We start from the raw sequence: 16,757 nt of genomic DNA on the forward strand, positions 1-16,757 counted from the left end.
ATTTTTTCATCCTCTAAGATGATGCCTGACAAAAAAAGGAGAACAAAATGGCCCGTGTATCAAAGCAGCAGATGGAGCGTAACCGAGAGGAAATTATTCAGGTTTCTTCACAGCTCTTTCGTGAACGGGGTCTGAACGGCGTCAGCGTGAACGATTTGATGGCTGCGGCCGGGTTAACACACGGTGGCTTTTATGGTCATTTTGCCTCAAAAGATGAGCTCGCTGCTATCGCTAGCCGAAAAGCGCTTGAGGATTCCCGTGCGCGCTGGCAGGAAATAAGCCAACACGCCGATCAACATGATCTACAAACGATGGTCGAACACTATCTTTCCCCCGACCACCGTGACAGTGCTAAAGATGGCTGTGCAATCACCGCATTAGCCAGCGATGTCGCCAGAGAAAGTGAAGATAAGCCGATACGCGAGGTTTATCTCAGCGGCGTCAGAGCCATGCTGGACAGGCTGGAAGCCCTCTCGACGATAGAAGATAAAGAACAGCGCAGGCTGCATGCTCTGGCGCAATTCGCACTGCTGTCCGGCGCGCTGATGCTAGCCCGTGCAACGGCTGGCGATGTCTTATCAGACGATTTTCTCAGCGCCGCGAAAAAAGCGCTGCTTGGCGAAGTATAGACCGGTGATGAAAAGGGGCCTACCGCACCCGTGATAAGCCCCCAACCACATTTCCTGTTAAAAATATTCCCTTTATACAAGCTATTCCCTGACCTTCCACCGTTCAGGTCACCGGATTTTCTCATAACATATTGTTATTGCGTTATTCTCATCCATCATTAGACCACCACAATTGCAGTGCTATGCTTTCCGTGTTGACACGTTTCACCTAATTTTTTGACAGAAAATATCAAATTTATTTGTTTTCTATTCAGGCGCTAAATCGACGACACTGCCGCCTTATCTCCAATAGCACTTTTAGCTTACTCATGAGGTTGTCTAGTATGATTTCTCAGTTGAATCAGTGGTTCACGCGTTTAACCGATCATCCCGATGCAGGTAAACTTTTACTGCGTTTAACCGTGGGTATTCTGCTGCTGTTTCACGGCGTAGCAAAAGTTGAGCACGGCGTAGGCTGGATCGTACAGATGCTGCAAGGCGCTGGCCTCCCTGGTTTTATCGCTTATGGCGTTTATGTAGGCGAAGTCGTTGCGCCGATTTTGATTATTCTGGGCGTGTTTACCCGTATTTCTGGCCTGATTGCTGCGTTGACGCTGGTTGTCGCTACGCTGATGGTGGGTACCGGTAAATTCTTCACCCTAACCGAAGTCGGTGCATGGGCACTGGAAGTCGAAGCGCTCTATTTCTTTGCTGGCATTATCATCATGCTGGTTGGCAGTGGTCGTTACTCTGTAGCCGCTAACCCTGCTTATCGTTAATTCTTGCAGCCGCGAGCATTAACAGTAAAAACAAAAAACCCGCGAATTCGCGGGTTTTTTGTTGTTTCAACATACCAATCAGATTTCCCAATCGTGATTATAGCGCTTGGGCTTGAACTGAATCACGTCGCCTTTCTGCAACCCTTCCAGGCTCACATCGTCTTTTGCCACTTCGGCTTCAATCAGCTCAGACTGCTCACCCAATTTCAACGAGAGACGGGTCAACGCTCCCAGCGGACGAATATCGCGAACCGTCACCGCCTGATAGCCATCCTGAGCCTGAACGGATAGCGACACTTCATGCGGGCGGAACAGAATGGTTTCTTCCGTTTGCGCCACTTTCAGCCGGTTACTGTCGCCAAGGAAATGGTAAACAAATTCACTGGCCGGGTTGTTATACACTTCCGCAGGCGTACCAATTTGTTCAATCACGCCTTTGTTCATCAGCACGATACGGTCAGCGACTTCCATCGCCTCTTCCTGATCGTGTGTTACAAATACCGATGTCAGATCGATATCTTCATGCAACTGAGATAGCCAGCGACGCAGTTCCTTACGCACCTTGGCATCCAACGCACCAAAAGGTTCATCCAGCAGCAGAATGCTCGGCTCGACGATCAATGCACGTGCCAGTGCAATACGCTGACGCTGGCCGCCGGAAAGCTGTTCAGGATAGCGATCCCCCAGCCAGTCCAACTGCACCAGATTCAGCAATTCATGCACTTTCTTTTCGATCTCGCTTTTCGACGGGCGGATATTCTTCGGCTTCATTCGCAGCCCAAACGCGACGTTATCGAACACCGTCATGTGGCGAAACAGCGCATAGTGCTGGAAGACAAACCCGACGTTACGTTTACGCACATCGTGAACGGACACGTCCTGACCGTGGAAGATAATACTGCCGCTATCTGGCTGCTCCAGCCCGGCAATGATACGCAGCAGCGTCGTCTTACCACAGCCCGATGGTCCCAGCAACGCTACCAGCTCACCGCTGTGGATCGACAAATTAATCTCGTTCAGCGCCCGAAACTGGCCAAATTGTTTATTAATATTACGAATCTCAATGCTCATTTTTGGCCAACTCCTGTTGTTTCTGTATTTGCTTCGTCAATCGACCTTCACTCCACTGGCGCAGTAACAGCACCACCAGCGACATCATCAGCAGCAGAATCGCCACGCTGAAGGCAGCAACGATGTTGTACTCGTTATAAAGAATTTCGATATGCAGCGGTAGCGTGTTAGTCAGGCCACGAATATGGCCGGAAATGACGGAAACGGCGCCAAACTCCCCCATAGCACGTGCGGTACACAGCACCACACCGTAGATTAGCGCCCACTTCACGTTTGGCAGCGTGATGTGCCAGAACATTTGCCAGCCGTTCGCCCCCAGCAGTCGCGCCGCTTCTTCTTCCTGCGACCCTTGTTCTTCCATCAGCGGAATCAGTTCACGGGCAACATAAGGCAATGTGACGAAAATCGTCGCCAGTACAATACCCGGCACGGCGTAAACAATTTGCAGATCGTGTTCGAGCAGGAAAGGATAGATTTTGCTTTGCGCCCCAAACAGCAGCACATACACCAGTCCTGCAACAACGGGGGAAACAGAAAAGGGCAAGTCGATCAGCGCCAGCAGAAAGCTCTTGCCACGAAATTCGAATTTCGTCACACACCACGCCGTCGCCAGCCCGAACACGACGTTTAACGGCACAGAGATGACGGTCGCGAGTAACGTCAGTTTAAGCGCAGAGATCGCATCTGGTTCGCTAATCGCGTCCCAAAATGCGCCAACGCCTTTATCCAGCCCCTGAGTCACTACCATCATCAACGGCAGTACCAAAATCAGGAAAAAGACGACCCACGCCAGTGAAACCAGAATGTAGTAGGCTGCGGGCTGTTTTTTTCTTTTAGCTGCGCTGGCCTGAGAGGAAATAACCTGTTCCATGACGACCAGCCCTTACAATTTCGGTTGAATGCGACGCTGCAACACGTTAATCAGCAGCAGCATAATGAAAGAAACCAGCAGCATGAATACGCCGATCCCGGTTGCTCCCTTGTAGTCATACTGATCGAGCTTAGAGACGATCAGCAACGGCAGGATCTCGGTTTTAAACGGAATATTTCCCGCAATAAACACCACTGAACCATATTCCCCCACGCCACGGGCAAAGGCTAAAGCAAAACCCGTCAGCCACGCCGGTAACAATGCAGGAAGTAACACATGGCGGAAAACCTGAAGCGGTCGCGCACCAAGACAGGCAGCGGCCTCTTCCACTTCTTTAGGAATATCGGCCAACACCGGCTGTAGCGTTCTGACCACGAAAGGCAGCGTGACGAAAATGAGCGCCAACGTGATACCAATGCCGGTGTAGGCGATTTTGAATGGAAATAGCGAACCAATCAGGCCATTCGGTGCATACAGTGCCGTCAGCGCGATCCCCGCGACTGCGGTTGGCAGTGCGAAGGGCATGTCGATCATGGCATCGATCACTTTACGTCCGGGGAAGGTATAACGTACGAGTACCCACGCCAGCAGCGTCCCAAGAATACCGTTAATAAAAGCGGCTGCTAGTGCAGTGCCAAACGAAAGCCGCAGGGAAAACAAGACCTGGCGGCTGGTGATCAAATCCCAAAACTGGCCAAACGTTAGTTGACTAGCATACAAAAACATCGCAGCCAATGGAATAAGGACAATTAATCCTAAATAGCTCAGGCTAAACCCTAACGTTAGCCCGAAACCGGGAATCACTGAGGAAGAACGCTGTGACATACCGTGCCTTTAATTTTCATACTCACTACTCAGCCAACAACTGCTTGCCGACACGCGCTACCTGATGGAAGGTTTCAGGCGGCAGGTCCTCTGCCTTTTTAACCTGAAAAAGCCGCTACGGTAATAGCGGCCTTAATCCGTCAGACGTTAAAAATTACTTATTGATCTCTTTAAAGATTGCGTCGAACACACCACCATCGTTAAAGAATTTATCCTGTGCTGCTGTCCAACCGCCAAAATCCTTATCAATCGTGACCAGATTCACCGGAGCAAACTGATCTTTAAACTCTTCGGCAATCTTGGCGTTACGTGGGCGATAGAAGTTTTTACCGATGATACGCTGTGCTTCATCGCTATAGAGGTATTTCAGATAAGCCTCAGCCTGTTTCTGCGTCCCTTTACGCTCAACGACTTTATCGACAACAGCAACGGGTGGTTCGGCCAGAATCGACAGAGATGGTGTGACGATCTCAAGCTGATCGCCGCCCTGCTCTTTCAGAGAAAGATAAGCTTCGTTTTCCCATGCCAGCAATACATCACCCAACTGACGCTGTACAAAGCTGATGGTCGCCCCACGCGCACCGGTATCCAGTACAGGAGCATGGCGATACAGTTCGGTGACAAATTTCAATGCGGTTTCATCATTTCCGCCCGGCTGCGCCTTGGCATAAGCCCATGCAGCCAGGAAGTTCCAACGTGCGCCGCCGGAGGTTTTCGGGTTTGGTGTGATCACTTCAACGCCTGGTTTCACCAGATCGTTCCAGTCTTTGATTTGCTTCGGATTACCTTTGCGCACCAGGAAAACGATAGTGGAAGTATAAGGAGTGCTGTTGTCAGGCAGACGCGCCTGCCATTTAGGATCGATCAGCGGTTGATTCAGGTTGAGCGCATCAATGTCGCCTGCCAGTGCCAGCGTCACCACGTCGGCCTGTAAGCCGTCAATCACCGAACGAGCCTGTTTTCCAGAGCCACCGTGCGAGTTTTTGATGGTGATATCTTCACCCGTGGTCGCTTTCCAATGCTTAATAAACGCCGCATTGTATTGCTGATACAGCTCACGCGTCGGATCGTAAGACACGTTTAATAATTCGGTAGCCGCCGAGGCTACACCAGAAAATAACAACGCTGCCGTAGCAACAGATAACCCCAGACGACGTATTGACATTCTTATCACTCCCTAACCTTAATTCTGGAAAGTATTTAGATGAAATAATGATGAATGTGGCTGGTTAGGCCGTTTATGCGGTTATCGAACTGACAACGACAATATGGAAGTGACAATAGTGGATATAGAGAGGGGGCAAAAATATTGTTTCGCGATAATTTATGCTATCGCGTTATATTGTTAATGGTTATGTCATAGTTTTCAGTCTAAGCAATTTTGTTGCCGCTGACCTCTTCTAAAACCGCATCGGAAATAACCCTGATACCGTGCGGCATCAGGGTTATACGGTGGAAGATCGATTTAAGTAAAGGCGGGTATCTTTCTGTCCTACTCTTCTTCATCCAGCTGTAAAGCAACGTACAGCAGTAGACGGTCGTCGAAATTCCCCAGATCTAATCCCGTCAGCTCAGAGATACGATTAAGACGATATTCCAGCGTATTACGGTGGATAAACAGCGCTTTCGCCGTCGCACCGGGTTGAACGTTGTTACGAAACCAGGCCCCCAGCGTTCGGCGCAGCAGACCATTACCGTCCATTGCCTTAAGCTTCGAGAGCGGGCGCACCAGCTCGTTTGCCTGCCAACCGCCGCGCAAGCTATCCAACAGCACGGGCAACATCAGATCCTGATAGTAATAACAGCGCTGAGCGGGCATACGCTGTTTGCCCACGCTCATGGTCGTGCGTGCGGTACGGTAAGAACGCGCGATGCTGCCGGGGCCAGCAAAGTAGTTCCCCAGCGCCAGCCGCACCCGCAGCCGACTGCTTTCAGCCATGCGCGACATCAACGTGTCCACGCGACGCCGATGCTCTTCTGCATCCCAGCGTCCATGACTGTTCAGCGCCGGTTTTAGTACCACCATTTCCGTTAGAGAAACAATCGCGATCAGATTGTCGCGCTCCGGCGTGGTCAGCAGCGTCTGTAACTGCTGTAGCTCTGCCATTGCTGAGTCTACGCCGAGCTGCCCACTGTCCACTTCGATCACCGCGGCGACGCGAGGCTTATTCAGATCGATACCTAAACGCTGCGCCCATTCCATGAGCGCGGGAGACAGATCGTCGGTACGGATCAGGTTCAGCACCAGTTCTTCACGCAGACGACTATCCTGCGCCAGCATATGCAGCAGCCTCGCCTGTTCCAGCATCATTTCCGCCGTCATGCAGACGAGCTCGCCATATTGTCGCAGCTGGCTGGGATTTCCCGTCAAGCCGATAACGCCAACAATCTCACCATCAATACGCAAGGGTAAATTAATACCCGGACGCACGCCGTGCAGGTGGCGCGCCACGGCATCGTCAATATCAACAACCCGTCCCTGCGAGAGCGCCAACAGCGCCCCTTCGTGCAATTCCCCCAATCGTTCCTGATCGCCACTGCCGATAATTTTACCGCGAGCATCCATCACATTAATATTGCTATCAATGATCTGCATGGTTCGCGCGACAATATCCTGTGCCATCTTGGCATTGAGATGATACGACGCCATTTTTACCTCTGAGAGGAACATTGACAATTGCACCAGCATACCGTCACGCGGTGCGCCACACATTGTGCAAATTAACAAAGAAACGGGAATTAGGTTAAATCTGTGGGAGAACTCACAAAAGCGCTTTCATGGCGAAACGAGAAATAGCTGGGCACCTAAGTGCCCAGCCAGACAATCACCGTAATTCATTGTCTTAAAAGGCAATTACTTTATTACACGTTGAACAACTCGATTACTGAGCCAGCAGATAAATCGAACTGTCGCCGCGGCGTACATTCAAGGCTAATACCGCCGGTTTGCTGTCCAGAATTTTACGCAGTTCACCAATGTTCTGTACTGCCTGCTGGTTAACACCGAGAATGATATCGTCCTTCTTCAGGCCGATTTTAGCCGCAGCAGAACCGGGTTTGACGTTATCCACTTTAACGCCTTTTTCGCCATCCACCTGCGTATTGCTCAGCTCCGCACCTTCAATGCCGGAATAGAGATTACCGGAGGACACCTGAGCCTGATTACTTTGTTGCAGCGTCACCTCGACGGTAAGCGGTTTACCTTCACGCAGTAGCCCAAGCGCCACTTTGCTGCCCACCGGCAACGAGCCAACCTGTGCACGCAATGCAGAGAAGCTGCTAACCGCTTTACCATTCAGCGTGACGATCACATCGCCAGCCTTGATGCCAGCCACATCTGCCGCCGATTTCGGCCGCACTTGACTCACAAACGCGCCGCGCTGCGCATCAACTTTCATCGCCTGTGCCAGCTCGGAGTTAAGTTCAGTTCCGGTAATGCCCAGCTCACCGCGTTTCACTTCACCAAATTCGACAATCTGTGCGACGACACTTTTCACCATATTGCTAGGAATAGCGAAGCCAATCCCGATATTACCGCCACCTGGGGCAAGAATCGCGGTATTCAGCCCAATCAGCTCACCATTCAGGTTCACCAGCGCACCGCCAGAATTCCCACGGTTGATCGCCGCATCGGTCTGAATAAAGTCCTCGTAATTTTCAATATTCAAGCCGCTACGCCCCAGCGCGGACACAATACCCGAGGTCGCCGTTTCTCCCAGACCATATGGATTACCAATCGCTACCGTGTAATCACCAACCCGTAACTGATCGGAATCCGCAACCTTAATCGCCGTCAGGTTTTTAAAGTCTTTCAACTGCACCAACGCGATATCTGAACGCGGGTCTTTGCCTAATACTTTACCGTCATACTTGCGACCGTCGCTGAGTCGAATCTGAATCTTATCGGCGTTATCCACAACATGGCTGTTGGTCACCACATAGCCTTTTTCCGCATTAATCACGACGCCCGCGCCCAACGCCTGGAAGTTTTCCTGTTTTGGTTGCGGTTGACCGTCGTCATCGTCACCCTCTCCCTGACACATCGGCGATGACTGGAACGGCGATCCCTCCTGACAGAAAGGCGAGTTCTCACCAAAAAATGGCTGAAGCTGCGGCGGAATATTTTCTTTGCCTACACTATTCTCTCTACCCTGATCGGTGGTATGCCCTTCCACGTAGATACTCACGACGGAAGGCATAACTTTTTCCAGCATAGGGGCCAAGCTGGGTAATTGACCCGATGACGCAGCAGACGCCGCTGACTCAGCCGCATTCGCCGTAGTTGAACCCATCGCCATCGCCAGACTTAACGCCAGCGCACTCAGGACCAGTGATTTTTTTTTCATAGGAGTCTATCTCATAGTAATCAACACGCGAGTCTTACGGCCCGTGTACCCGACACCGGGTACACTCAATGGTCGTGCTGTATGAGATAAATATGGACCAACAAGGTTCCAAAGGGGAAGATCGTGAAGCGTAAGGAAATATTGAACGGCTTTACAAAACTCGCGATTTCTATTGCTGCCTGTTCATCGCTAATCTGCCGCCATCAGCTTGCGGTATTCGTCGTAGGCGTACAAATCCGTCATACCGCTGATGTAATCCTGAATCAGGCGCGCCCGATAATAATATTCACGGACGACACGCTCGGTTTCGGGTAATCCTTCCAACTCGGTCACTGCTTCGCAATAGGCCAGGCAGTGCTTGCTGGATAGCTTGTGGTAAAGCCGCGTTTCAATCGGATAGCGCTTGTGCGTATCGTCGCTAACAAGCTGACTGAAATCCTGATAGGGCATCTCGAGCAGCGGGCTATAAATATCCAGCAGGCCGCGAATCACGCGGTCGCCCTGTAGCTCCAACTGTTCAACTTCATGATGGTTAAAAACGTGCTTTAAGGCGACACGTTTGAAAATGCCTAACAGGCGGTTCTGCGGGCTGTCGTCCTCAAGCAACGCCTGATTGAACGACCCGGCATAGACCTCCGGCAGATTGTCGATAAAACGCAGCGCGGCATGTGGCACCATCTGACCCACAGTGTAAACGCGGAGATTCATAAAGAACTGGTCATCGTGACTGCGCCACTGAAAGCGCTCGCGCTCTTTGTAAGCACGTTCAATCGTTTTAGCGAAGATGTCTTTCTCTGCTCCTTCCCCCCAATTCTCACGCAGACGATCGTAAAGTTCTTCGATAGTGAGGATATCTTTCTCGACAGCATCTTCTAAATCCGCGATACAGTAAGAAACATCATCGGCCGCCTCCATAATATAGCTCAGCGGGTGGCGATGAAATTCGCCCATATCCAGCTCTTCACGCAACCTGACGACAAAGGCTTCCTCTGACAGATAGTAGCCCGGTTTCTTCATCAAATAATCGTAATCGGCGGGAAGCTCAGCGCGCCAATACGCAGGGCGGGTATATTTCAAAATACAGGCTACCTGCCCGTAGGTCAGGTTGAGCTTCAGCAGTGTGTGAACCAACCGGATCGCCTGTGCATTGCCTTCAAAATGGCTCAGGTCCTGGCGGATCTGCCCGCGCAATTCGTCCAGTCCATCCTGCTGCATCCGCAGCACAGACACGTTACAGTCATCGACACGTTCCAGAGATTCACTGTCCAGATAATGGCTATCCAGCAATTTTCTGAACCATTGGTTAATCGCGGATTCACCAAAATGGCCAAAAGGCGGATTGCCGATGTCGTGCATCAGGCATGCCATTTCAACCAGGCTTTCAAACGGCGTTTGTCTGTCAACCAGCCCGAGCGATGCCAGTCGACCATCAGTTTGCAGGCGGTGCAAAATCTCTTTTGCGATGTAGCGGCCAACCTGCTGCACTTCCATCGAATGGGTTAAGCGGGAACGGACGGCCGCATTACGTTCCAGCGGAAAGACCTGGGTTTTTTGCTGTAGGCGGCGAATGGCGGCGGAGTTAATAATTCGCCCCCGATCGCTCTCAAACTGACGCACGATCGCATAGCCATTATCAGCCGTTTTAGGTCGACTGAAATGCCGTTGAAAGCTCATTTTTTTGGCAAAATCGATACCAGACATATGGTTCTCCCTGTCATTACGCTACAGCACAATGATGGACACTCCATCTCCCCCTGCTAGCCATGATAGACTAACGTCCGCGATATACACCTAATGCTGGTCATTTAACGATCGAGATACACGGTGCGACCACAGGGGTGAGGCATCCCTGCGGGAACCTCCCCCTGTGTTTCCCCTAAAATGGGACTTCAGTGACCAGCATTAGGTATACGCCTTCCATTTATAACAGAATTTGCGGGGAACCTTATGAAAGTCGGTATTATCGGTGCGATGGAACAAGAAGTAACGCTGCTGCGCGATCGGATTGAAAACCGTCAGACCTTCCAGCGTGCGGGTTGCGAAATCTATACCGGACAAATCAACGGCGTAGAAGTCGCGCTACTGAAATCGGGCATCGGCAAAGTCTCCGCTGCACTCGGCACCACGCTGCTGCTGGAACACAGCAAGCCGGACGTGGTAATTAACACCGGTTCTGCTGGCGGGCTGGCACCCACATTAAACGTCGGTGATATTGTGGTTTCTGATGAAGTGCGCTACCACGATGCCGACGTCACGGCCTTTGGCTATGAACCCGGCCAGATGGCAGGCTGCCCTGCCGCTTTCCCTGCTGATGAAAAACTCATCGCGCTGGCGCAGGAAGCGATTGCCGAGCTACAGCTGAATGCCGTCCGCGGTCTGGTTGTCAGCGGCGACGCCTTCATTAACGGCGCAGAGCCGTTAGCCCGTATCCGCACCACCTTCCCGCAGGCCATTGCCGTAGAAATGGAAGCCACCGCGATCGCCCATGTTTGCCATCAGTTTGCCGTCCCGTTTGTGGTGGTTCGCGCGATTTCGGATGTGGCCGATAAAGCCTCACACCTGAGTTTTGATGAGTTCCTGAGCGTTGCGGCACAGCAATCAACGCGAATGGTAGACGTTATTCTGGCCAAGTTAGCTACTCGCTAATCGATGACCTTCAGGCTCCTTTGCTGGCTGATCGGGCTGCTGCTTTGCAGCGCCGCTTATGCTATTCCCCAGCGTGTCATCAGTCTCGCACCACACGCGACTGAGATGGCCTACGCGGCAGGCATGGGTGAACAGCTGGTTGCGGTCAGCGCCTGGTCAGATTACCCGCCGGAAGCGAAAAAACTGGAACAGGTCGCCTCCTGGCAGGGCATCAATCTGGAGCGAATCCTCGCACTCAAGCCCGATCTGATTCTGGCCTGGCGCGAGGGCAACCCGCAGCGCCCGCTGGAACAGCTCGCCAACTTCGCGATTCCTATCGTTTATCTGGATGCAAAGACGTTAGACGATATCCCGGCCTCATTGCGACAGTTAGCAGCCTATAGCCGCCATCCTGAACAAGCCGAACGTGCTGCGACAGATTTTCAGCAGCAAATAGGCAAACTCCAGCACGCTGATGATAGGCATAACGCCACGCCATTGCGGGTATTCATTCAATTCGGCACTCAGCCGCTGTTTACCTCTTCAGAAGCGACGCTGCAAAGCCAGATCGTTTCACTGTGCGGTGCCGAAAATGTCTTTGCCGACAGCCCGGTGCCTTGGCCACAGGTCAGTCGTGAACAGGTGTTAAGGCGGCAGCCACAGGCCATTATTGTCGGCGGTGCTTCAGATAGAATTTCCAGCGTGCAGGCGTTTTGGCAACCACAGCTCGCGGTTCCGGTGATTACCGTCAATGAAGACTGGTTTAGTCGCAGTGGCCCCCGCTTGCTATTGGCAGCACAGCAAATTTGTTCTCAATTAGCTGAATTAAGACTGGCATCCTCGTCAGTAAAATGATCATCAATTAACACAATGAAATCATCTCGATAACAATAGCTTCATTAGTATACAAGTTGTAACACTAGCAGGCTTTTATTTCGCCAATATTTGCCGATAATCTGAGCGTAAGAGTGGAATCATAGACATCTACTAAGGTGCTGATTACTGCTCGTCGTAACGAAGTCAGAAAAATTTGAACCGATATCGGTTCCTTTACACCAGGTAGCTTAGAACATGAAAAATGCGTTGCTTTGCGCAAGCTTGCTGATCGCGGTTTGTGGAAATGTCTATGCAGGAAGTAGCGGCGGGCAGATTAATGCTCAACTGACGATATTACCGTCTTGTGGCGTCACGCCGCAATCCGGTCAATATCAAATGACATGCAATGTCGCCTCTGTACCTCAACCTAAAATTACTGAGTCACGTATTCAGATCGATCAGGCAAAACTTTCAGCATCTGCGACAAAAACGACGCAGGGTACGGAAGCACGTCTGATTACGGTCGAATGGTAAGCACAGTAAAAGCACGTCTGCGATAAAAAAACCGTGTCTTGTTGCCAGGACACGGTTTTTATTTTTTTAGTCGGTGAATAACCGCAATACAGGATCAGACGCTGAAAGAGGAACCGCAGCCGCAGGTAGATTTCGCATTCGGATTCGTCACGATGAAACGAGAACCTTCCAGTCCTTCGGTATAATCCACCGCACCGCCAACCAGATATTGCAGGCTCATCGGATCAACCACCAGCGCCACACCTTGTTTCTCAATGGTCATATCGCCGTCGTTGATTTGATCATCAAAGGTAAAACCATACTGGAAACCGCTACAGCCGCCGCCCGTGATATACACACGCAATTTCAGCTCTGGGTTTTCTTCATCAGCAATCAGGTTTTTCACCTTGCTTGCCGCCGCATCGGTAAATTGCAGAGGCAGTGCTGCTATATCATCGCTCATATTTTTACTCCCAACTCAGGGCTTATCAGGTGATAGACCCATATTCATACGCTTATTATCCGGCAGTAAGCGAAAACGTTCAAGATTTGACAGTCATTGTTGAAATAATCGCCGCATTATGCCGTCTTATACACCACACAGCCAGTACTCTCAGTGGGTATGATGCAGCGCGTTTTCAAGTGAAAACCCGCACAGCGATTTCATAACGGCGGTCAGTTCATTAGAATACCCCTACATTTTACGATCAAGACCAGTCAGGACCGCGTAATGAACAAATCTGAAAGCCTGTATGCTGCGGCACAGCAACTTATTCCCGGCGGAGTGAACTCACCCGTTCGTGCTTTTAACGGCGTCGGCGGCACTCCGCTGTTCATCGAACGGGCTGATGGCGCTTATCTCTATGACGCTGACGATCAAGCGTATATTGATTATGTGGGTTCGTGGGGTCCGATGGTGCTGGGTCACAATCATCCGGCAATCCGTGATGCCGTGATTGCTGCCGCAGAGCGCGGTCTGAGCTTTGGCGCGCCTACCGAGATGGAAGTGCAGATGGCGCGTCTGGTCACCTCATTAGTGCCCAGCATGGATATGGTGCGGATGGTCAACTCCGGTACGGAAGCGACCATGAGCGCAATCCGTCTGGCACGTGGTTACACGGGCCGCGATAAAATCATCAAATTTGAAGGCTGCTACCATGGTCACGCCGACTGCCTGCTGGTGAAAGCCGGTTCCGGCGCGCTGACATTAGGCCAGCCTAATTCTCCCGGCGTTCCGGCCGATTTCGCCCGCCATACGCTGACCTGCATCTATAACGATCTGTCATCCGTTCGCGCAGCGTTTGAACAATACCCTGATGAGATCGCCGCTATCATCGTGGAACCCGTCGCGGGCAACATGAACTGCATTCCACCGCTGCCAGATTTTCTGCCCGGTCTGCGTGCCCTCTGCGATGAGTTTGGCGCCCTGTTCATCATCGATGAAGTGATGACCGGCTTCCGTGTCGCACTGGCGGGGGCGCAGTCGCACTACGGCGTGGTGCCGGATCTGACCTGTCTGGGGAAAATCATCGGCGGCGGCATGCCAGTTGGCGCATTCGGCGGTAAGCGTGAAGTGATGCAGGCGCTGGCACCGACCGGCCCGGTTTATCAGGCGGGAACGCTGTCCGGCAACCCCATCGCCATGGCCGCAGGCTTTGCCTGTTTGACGGAAGTAGCGAAACCCGGCGTACACGAAAAGCTCACCGCGTTGACTAATCAGTTAGCCGATGGCCTGCTGGCTGCTGCGAAAGCCGAAAACATTCCATTAGTCGTTAATCAGGCGGGGGGGATGTTCGGCCTGTTCTTTACCGATGCCGGCAGCGTCACCAGCTATCAGGATGTGATGAAGTGCGACGTAGAGCGCTTTAAGCGTTTCTTCCACATGATGCTGGAAGAAGGGATTTATCTCGCGCCATCCGCGTTTGAAGCAGGCTTTATGTCGCTGGCACATACACCACAAGATATCGAACGCACCATCGAAGCCGCACAGCTCTGCTTCTCACGTCTATAAAGCGAACGCGTACACCATGGCGTCACTCAGTGACGCCATGGCTGCTCAATAACAGTCCCTCCTCCACCTTCCATTTTTTTCATCAGGATGCTCATTTGAGAATGACAAGCCCTCTCAAATTGGTTATGAGTAAGTCTACCTGCCTGAAAATAGAGGAGAAGTCATGTTAAAGGTTCTAGGACGCACATCATCGATCAACGTTCGGAAAGTGCTGTGGCTGTGTGACGAATTGGCAATTCCCTTTCAGCGCGAAGACTGGGGCGACGGCTATAAGTCACCACAGTCACCGGAATTTTTGGCCCTTAACCCCAATGCCATGATACCGGTTATTCAGGATGACGATTTTGTCATGTGGGAATCGAACGCGATTTTGCGCTACCTCGCCAACGCGAAGGACGGAGCCTGGCTCTACCCGCAAGATCCGCGTAGTCGCGCCCCGGTCGATCAATGGATCGACTGGCAGGCCACCGAGCTCAATCCCTCATGGCGCTACGCCTTTACGTCGCTGGTGCGCCAGTCTCCCGCACATCAGGAACCGCAGCTATTGGCAGAATCCTGCGCGCTTTGGTCACACACCATGGGCATTTTGAACCAGCAATTGGAGCGGACTGGCCACTACGTTGCAGGGCAAGCGTTTACGCTGGCCGATATTCCCATCGGGCTATCGGTCAATCGCTGGTATGAAACACCGCTGGAACACACTGACTACCCTGCCGTCCGCGCCTACTATGAGCGCTTAAGCGAGCGTGCAGGCTACCTGACCTGGGGACGCAACGGCACGCCATAACGCTATTCTGTGCTACCTGGTCCAATACCGCTCATTTCACATGCCAGTGCGCCAGCACGCTTAAGCGCATACGTGTAGCGTTCATCAAACGGGTAGCAGCAGGACAGCCGAAGCGCATGCTTACAGCGGCCGCTCAGCGTGTAAAGTTCACCGGGCGTGACGCAAATTCTTTCTTGCAGCAGGCGATGGAATAACTCAACCCCATCCACACCACCCGGTAATTCCAGCCAGAAGACAAAACCGCCCTGCGGCTGCGTTGCACGTGTACCCTGCGGGAAATGTCGAGCGATCAGCCCGCGAGCCTCATCCATCTGCGCGGCATAGCGGCGACGTAGCGTGCGCAGATGATGATCGTAACCACCCGATTCCAGAAATTGCGCCAGCGTTTCTGATAACAGCGCCGATTCCGCCATCGACGACACCGCTTTCAGTCGCGCCACCTTTGCCCGAAAACGACCCGACGCCATCCAGCCGATGCGAAAATCAGGTGCCAGCGTTTTCGTGAAGCTGGAACAGTAAATGACCCAGCCTTCACGGTCGAAGGCTTTCACCGTCGGCGACAGCGGCCAGGTAAACTGAAGTTCGCTGTATAAACCATCTTCGATAAGTGGAACTTGATAGTCGTTTACCAGCTTTGCCAGCCGCTTTTTATCCGCCAGCGTCATGCTGCACCCTAACGGATTTTGCGCGTTCGGCATGGCGATAATCGCCTGTAGTCGCTGCTCTGATAACAACAGCTCCAACGCATCCAGCGCGAGTCCACGCTGCGGATCGGTAGGAATCTCCACCGTTTTCAATCCCAGACTGGCGAGCAGAGGAAAGAGATAAAAATAGGTTGGCGTTTCCAACCCCACACAGTCGCCCGGCTGCGTAACCGTGCGTAGCGCCAACTGTAGCGCCTCCATACAGCCGTGGGTAATCGTGATGTCCTCACGGGTCAATGTCATCCCCAAATCCATCGCTCGCCGTGCCACTTCGCGGCGCAGCCGTTCACTGCCCGGCGGTAGCGCATAGCGACCAATCAGTTCAGGCTGTCGCCGCAGCAAGGAAGCAGCAATACGACTGATCTTCTCAGTAGGATAGAAATCGGCATGCTGCGGGCACGCCAGAGAAATATTGGTGTAGTCTGGGTGCGTCTGGGCAGCGAATACGGTATCAATCAAATCCAGTTTTTCACTGCCCGGCACAATCACCTGCGCACGGTGAGGTTTGCTTTCCGTCAGCGACGGCAGACGCCCCCGGACAAAATAGCCGGACTGTGGTCGTGCTTCGATCAACCCACGATCTTCGAGAATACGCCAGGCATTCAACACCGTATTCACACTCACCTGGTGTGAACCAGCGACGCGACGAATAGAAGGCAGGCGACTTCCCGGCGCTAGCGTCCCTTGATGAATGGCTGTGGCGAAGGTTTCCGCGAGTTGTTGATAGAGCGTACTTTCTTGTGAGTCGATGATGGACACAGTTCCCCCGCCAGCCAATGAGTACAGTTAATGATTAATGCA

At 52.2% G+C, this 16,757-nt stretch carries 16 protein-coding genes; 7 read left to right on the plus strand and 9 right to left on the minus strand.

Going from position 1 to position 16,757, the window contains the following annotated elements; all coding sequences use genetic code 11:
* The first annotated feature begins 47 nt into the window (after positions 1-47).
* Both EDI29_RS18105 and EDI29_RS18110 read left to right on the plus strand, forming a co-directional pair.
* Entirely contained in the window at positions 48-629 is a 582-nt protein-coding gene (locus EDI29_RS18105; protein WP_137742006.1) for a TetR/AcrR family transcriptional regulator, read from the plus strand.
* A gap of 323 nt (positions 630-952) precedes the next feature.
* Complete coding sequence (locus EDI29_RS18110) at positions 953-1,387, plus strand: DoxX family protein (protein WP_137742007.1); 435 nt, start codon at positions 953-955, stop codon at positions 1,385-1,387.
* Between the two features lie 78 nt (positions 1,388-1,465).
* Here the strand turns inward: EDI29_RS18110 and EDI29_RS18115 are convergent, their stop codons facing one another.
* The 7 genes from EDI29_RS18115 to dgt all read right to left on the minus strand — a co-directional run bounded on the left by EDI29_RS18115 (position 1,466) and on the right by dgt (position 10,201).
* Positions 1,466-2,458: a sulfate/molybdate ABC transporter ATP-binding protein gene (locus tag EDI29_RS18115; RefSeq protein ID WP_005969065.1), complete on the minus strand. Its 993-nt coding sequence runs from the start codon at positions 2,456-2,458 to the stop codon at positions 1,466-1,468.
* The gene (cysW, locus tag EDI29_RS18120) at positions 2,448-3,329 is read right to left on the minus strand and encodes a sulfate ABC transporter permease subunit CysW (protein WP_137742008.1); all 882 of its coding nucleotides are present in this window, start codon (positions 3,327-3,329) and stop codon (positions 2,448-2,450) included. Before cysW ends, EDI29_RS18115 begins: the two co-directional genes overlap by 11 nt.
* A 12-nt stretch (positions 3,330-3,341) precedes the next feature.
* The gene (gene cysT / locus EDI29_RS18125) at positions 3,342-4,154 is read right to left on the minus strand and encodes a sulfate ABC transporter permease subunit CysT (RefSeq protein ID WP_107168728.1); all 813 of its coding nucleotides are present in this window, start codon (positions 4,152-4,154) and stop codon (positions 3,342-3,344) included.
* A gap of 154 nt (positions 4,155-4,308) precedes the next feature.
* Entirely contained in the window at positions 4,309-5,313 is a 1,005-nt protein-coding gene (locus tag EDI29_RS18130) for a sulfate ABC transporter substrate-binding protein (protein ID WP_395303354.1), read from the minus strand.
* 333 nt (positions 5,314-5,646) lie between these two features.
* Positions 5,647-6,804 carry a CdaR family transcriptional regulator gene (locus tag EDI29_RS18135; protein WP_039360836.1) on the minus strand — a complete coding sequence of 386 codons (1,158 nt, stop codon included), beginning with the start codon at positions 6,802-6,804 and terminating at the stop codon, positions 5,647-5,649.
* A gap of 232 nt (positions 6,805-7,036) precedes the next feature.
* A complete protein-coding gene (degP, locus tag EDI29_RS18140; RefSeq protein ID WP_137742010.1) occupies positions 7,037-8,500 on the minus strand; it encodes a serine endoprotease DegP in 1,464 nt (487 codons plus the stop codon).
* 189 nt (positions 8,501-8,689) lie between these two features.
* Positions 8,690-10,201 (minus strand): dGTPase, encoded by a 1,512-nt coding sequence (dgt, locus tag EDI29_RS18145; protein WP_137742011.1) that lies wholly within the window; start codon positions 10,199-10,201, stop codon positions 8,690-8,692.
* Between the two features lie 246 nt (positions 10,202-10,447).
* Here dgt and mtnN point away from each other — a divergent pair, with 246 nt between their 5' ends.
* From mtnN to EDI29_RS18160, 3 genes are all read left to right on the plus strand, one after another.
* Positions 10,448-11,146, plus strand: coding sequence for a 5'-methylthioadenosine/S-adenosylhomocysteine nucleosidase (gene mtnN, locus EDI29_RS18150; protein ID WP_137742012.1), 699 nt, complete (start codon positions 10,448-10,450; stop codon positions 11,144-11,146).
* 3 nt (positions 11,147-11,149) lie between these two features.
* Positions 11,150-11,980, plus strand: a complete 831-nt coding sequence (gene btuF / locus EDI29_RS18155; RefSeq protein ID WP_137742013.1) for a vitamin B12 ABC transporter substrate-binding protein BtuF — start codon at positions 11,150-11,152, stop codon at positions 11,978-11,980.
* A 216-nt stretch (positions 11,981-12,196) separates the two neighbouring features.
* Positions 12,197-12,475 carry a hypothetical protein gene (locus tag EDI29_RS18160; RefSeq protein WP_137742014.1) on the plus strand — a complete coding sequence of 93 codons (279 nt, stop codon included), beginning with the start codon at positions 12,197-12,199 and terminating at the stop codon, positions 12,473-12,475.
* Between the two features lie 94 nt (positions 12,476-12,569).
* Here the strand turns inward: EDI29_RS18160 and erpA are convergent, their stop codons facing one another.
* A complete protein-coding gene (erpA, locus tag EDI29_RS18165; protein ID WP_005969047.1) occupies positions 12,570-12,917 on the minus strand; it encodes an iron-sulfur cluster insertion protein ErpA in 348 nt (115 codons plus the stop codon).
* Positions 12,918-13,184: 267 nt separating this feature from the next.
* On the opposite strand from erpA, the gene hemL reads away from it, so the two are divergent.
* On the plus strand, positions 13,185-14,465 hold the full coding sequence (hemL, locus tag EDI29_RS18170; RefSeq protein ID WP_137742015.1) for a glutamate-1-semialdehyde 2,1-aminomutase: 1,281 nt from the start codon (positions 13,185-13,187) through the stop codon (positions 14,463-14,465).
* A gap of 163 nt (positions 14,466-14,628) precedes the next feature.
* The gene (locus tag EDI29_RS18175; RefSeq protein WP_137742016.1) at positions 14,629-15,252 is read left to right on the plus strand and encodes a glutathione S-transferase family protein; all 624 of its coding nucleotides are present in this window, start codon (positions 14,629-14,631) and stop codon (positions 15,250-15,252) included.
* 2 nt (positions 15,253-15,254) lie between these two features.
* On the opposite strand, the gene EDI29_RS18180 is transcribed toward EDI29_RS18175, so the two are convergent.
* The gene (locus EDI29_RS18180) at positions 15,255-16,715 is read right to left on the minus strand and encodes an aminotransferase-like domain-containing protein (RefSeq protein WP_137742017.1); all 1,461 of its coding nucleotides are present in this window, start codon (positions 16,713-16,715) and stop codon (positions 15,255-15,257) included.
* Positions 16,716-16,757 lie beyond the last annotated feature (42 nt).

It is taken from the genome of Pectobacterium polonicum (assembly GCF_005497185.1).
Classification (GTDB): domain Bacteria; phylum Pseudomonadota; class Gammaproteobacteria; order Enterobacterales; family Enterobacteriaceae; genus Pectobacterium; species Pectobacterium polonicum.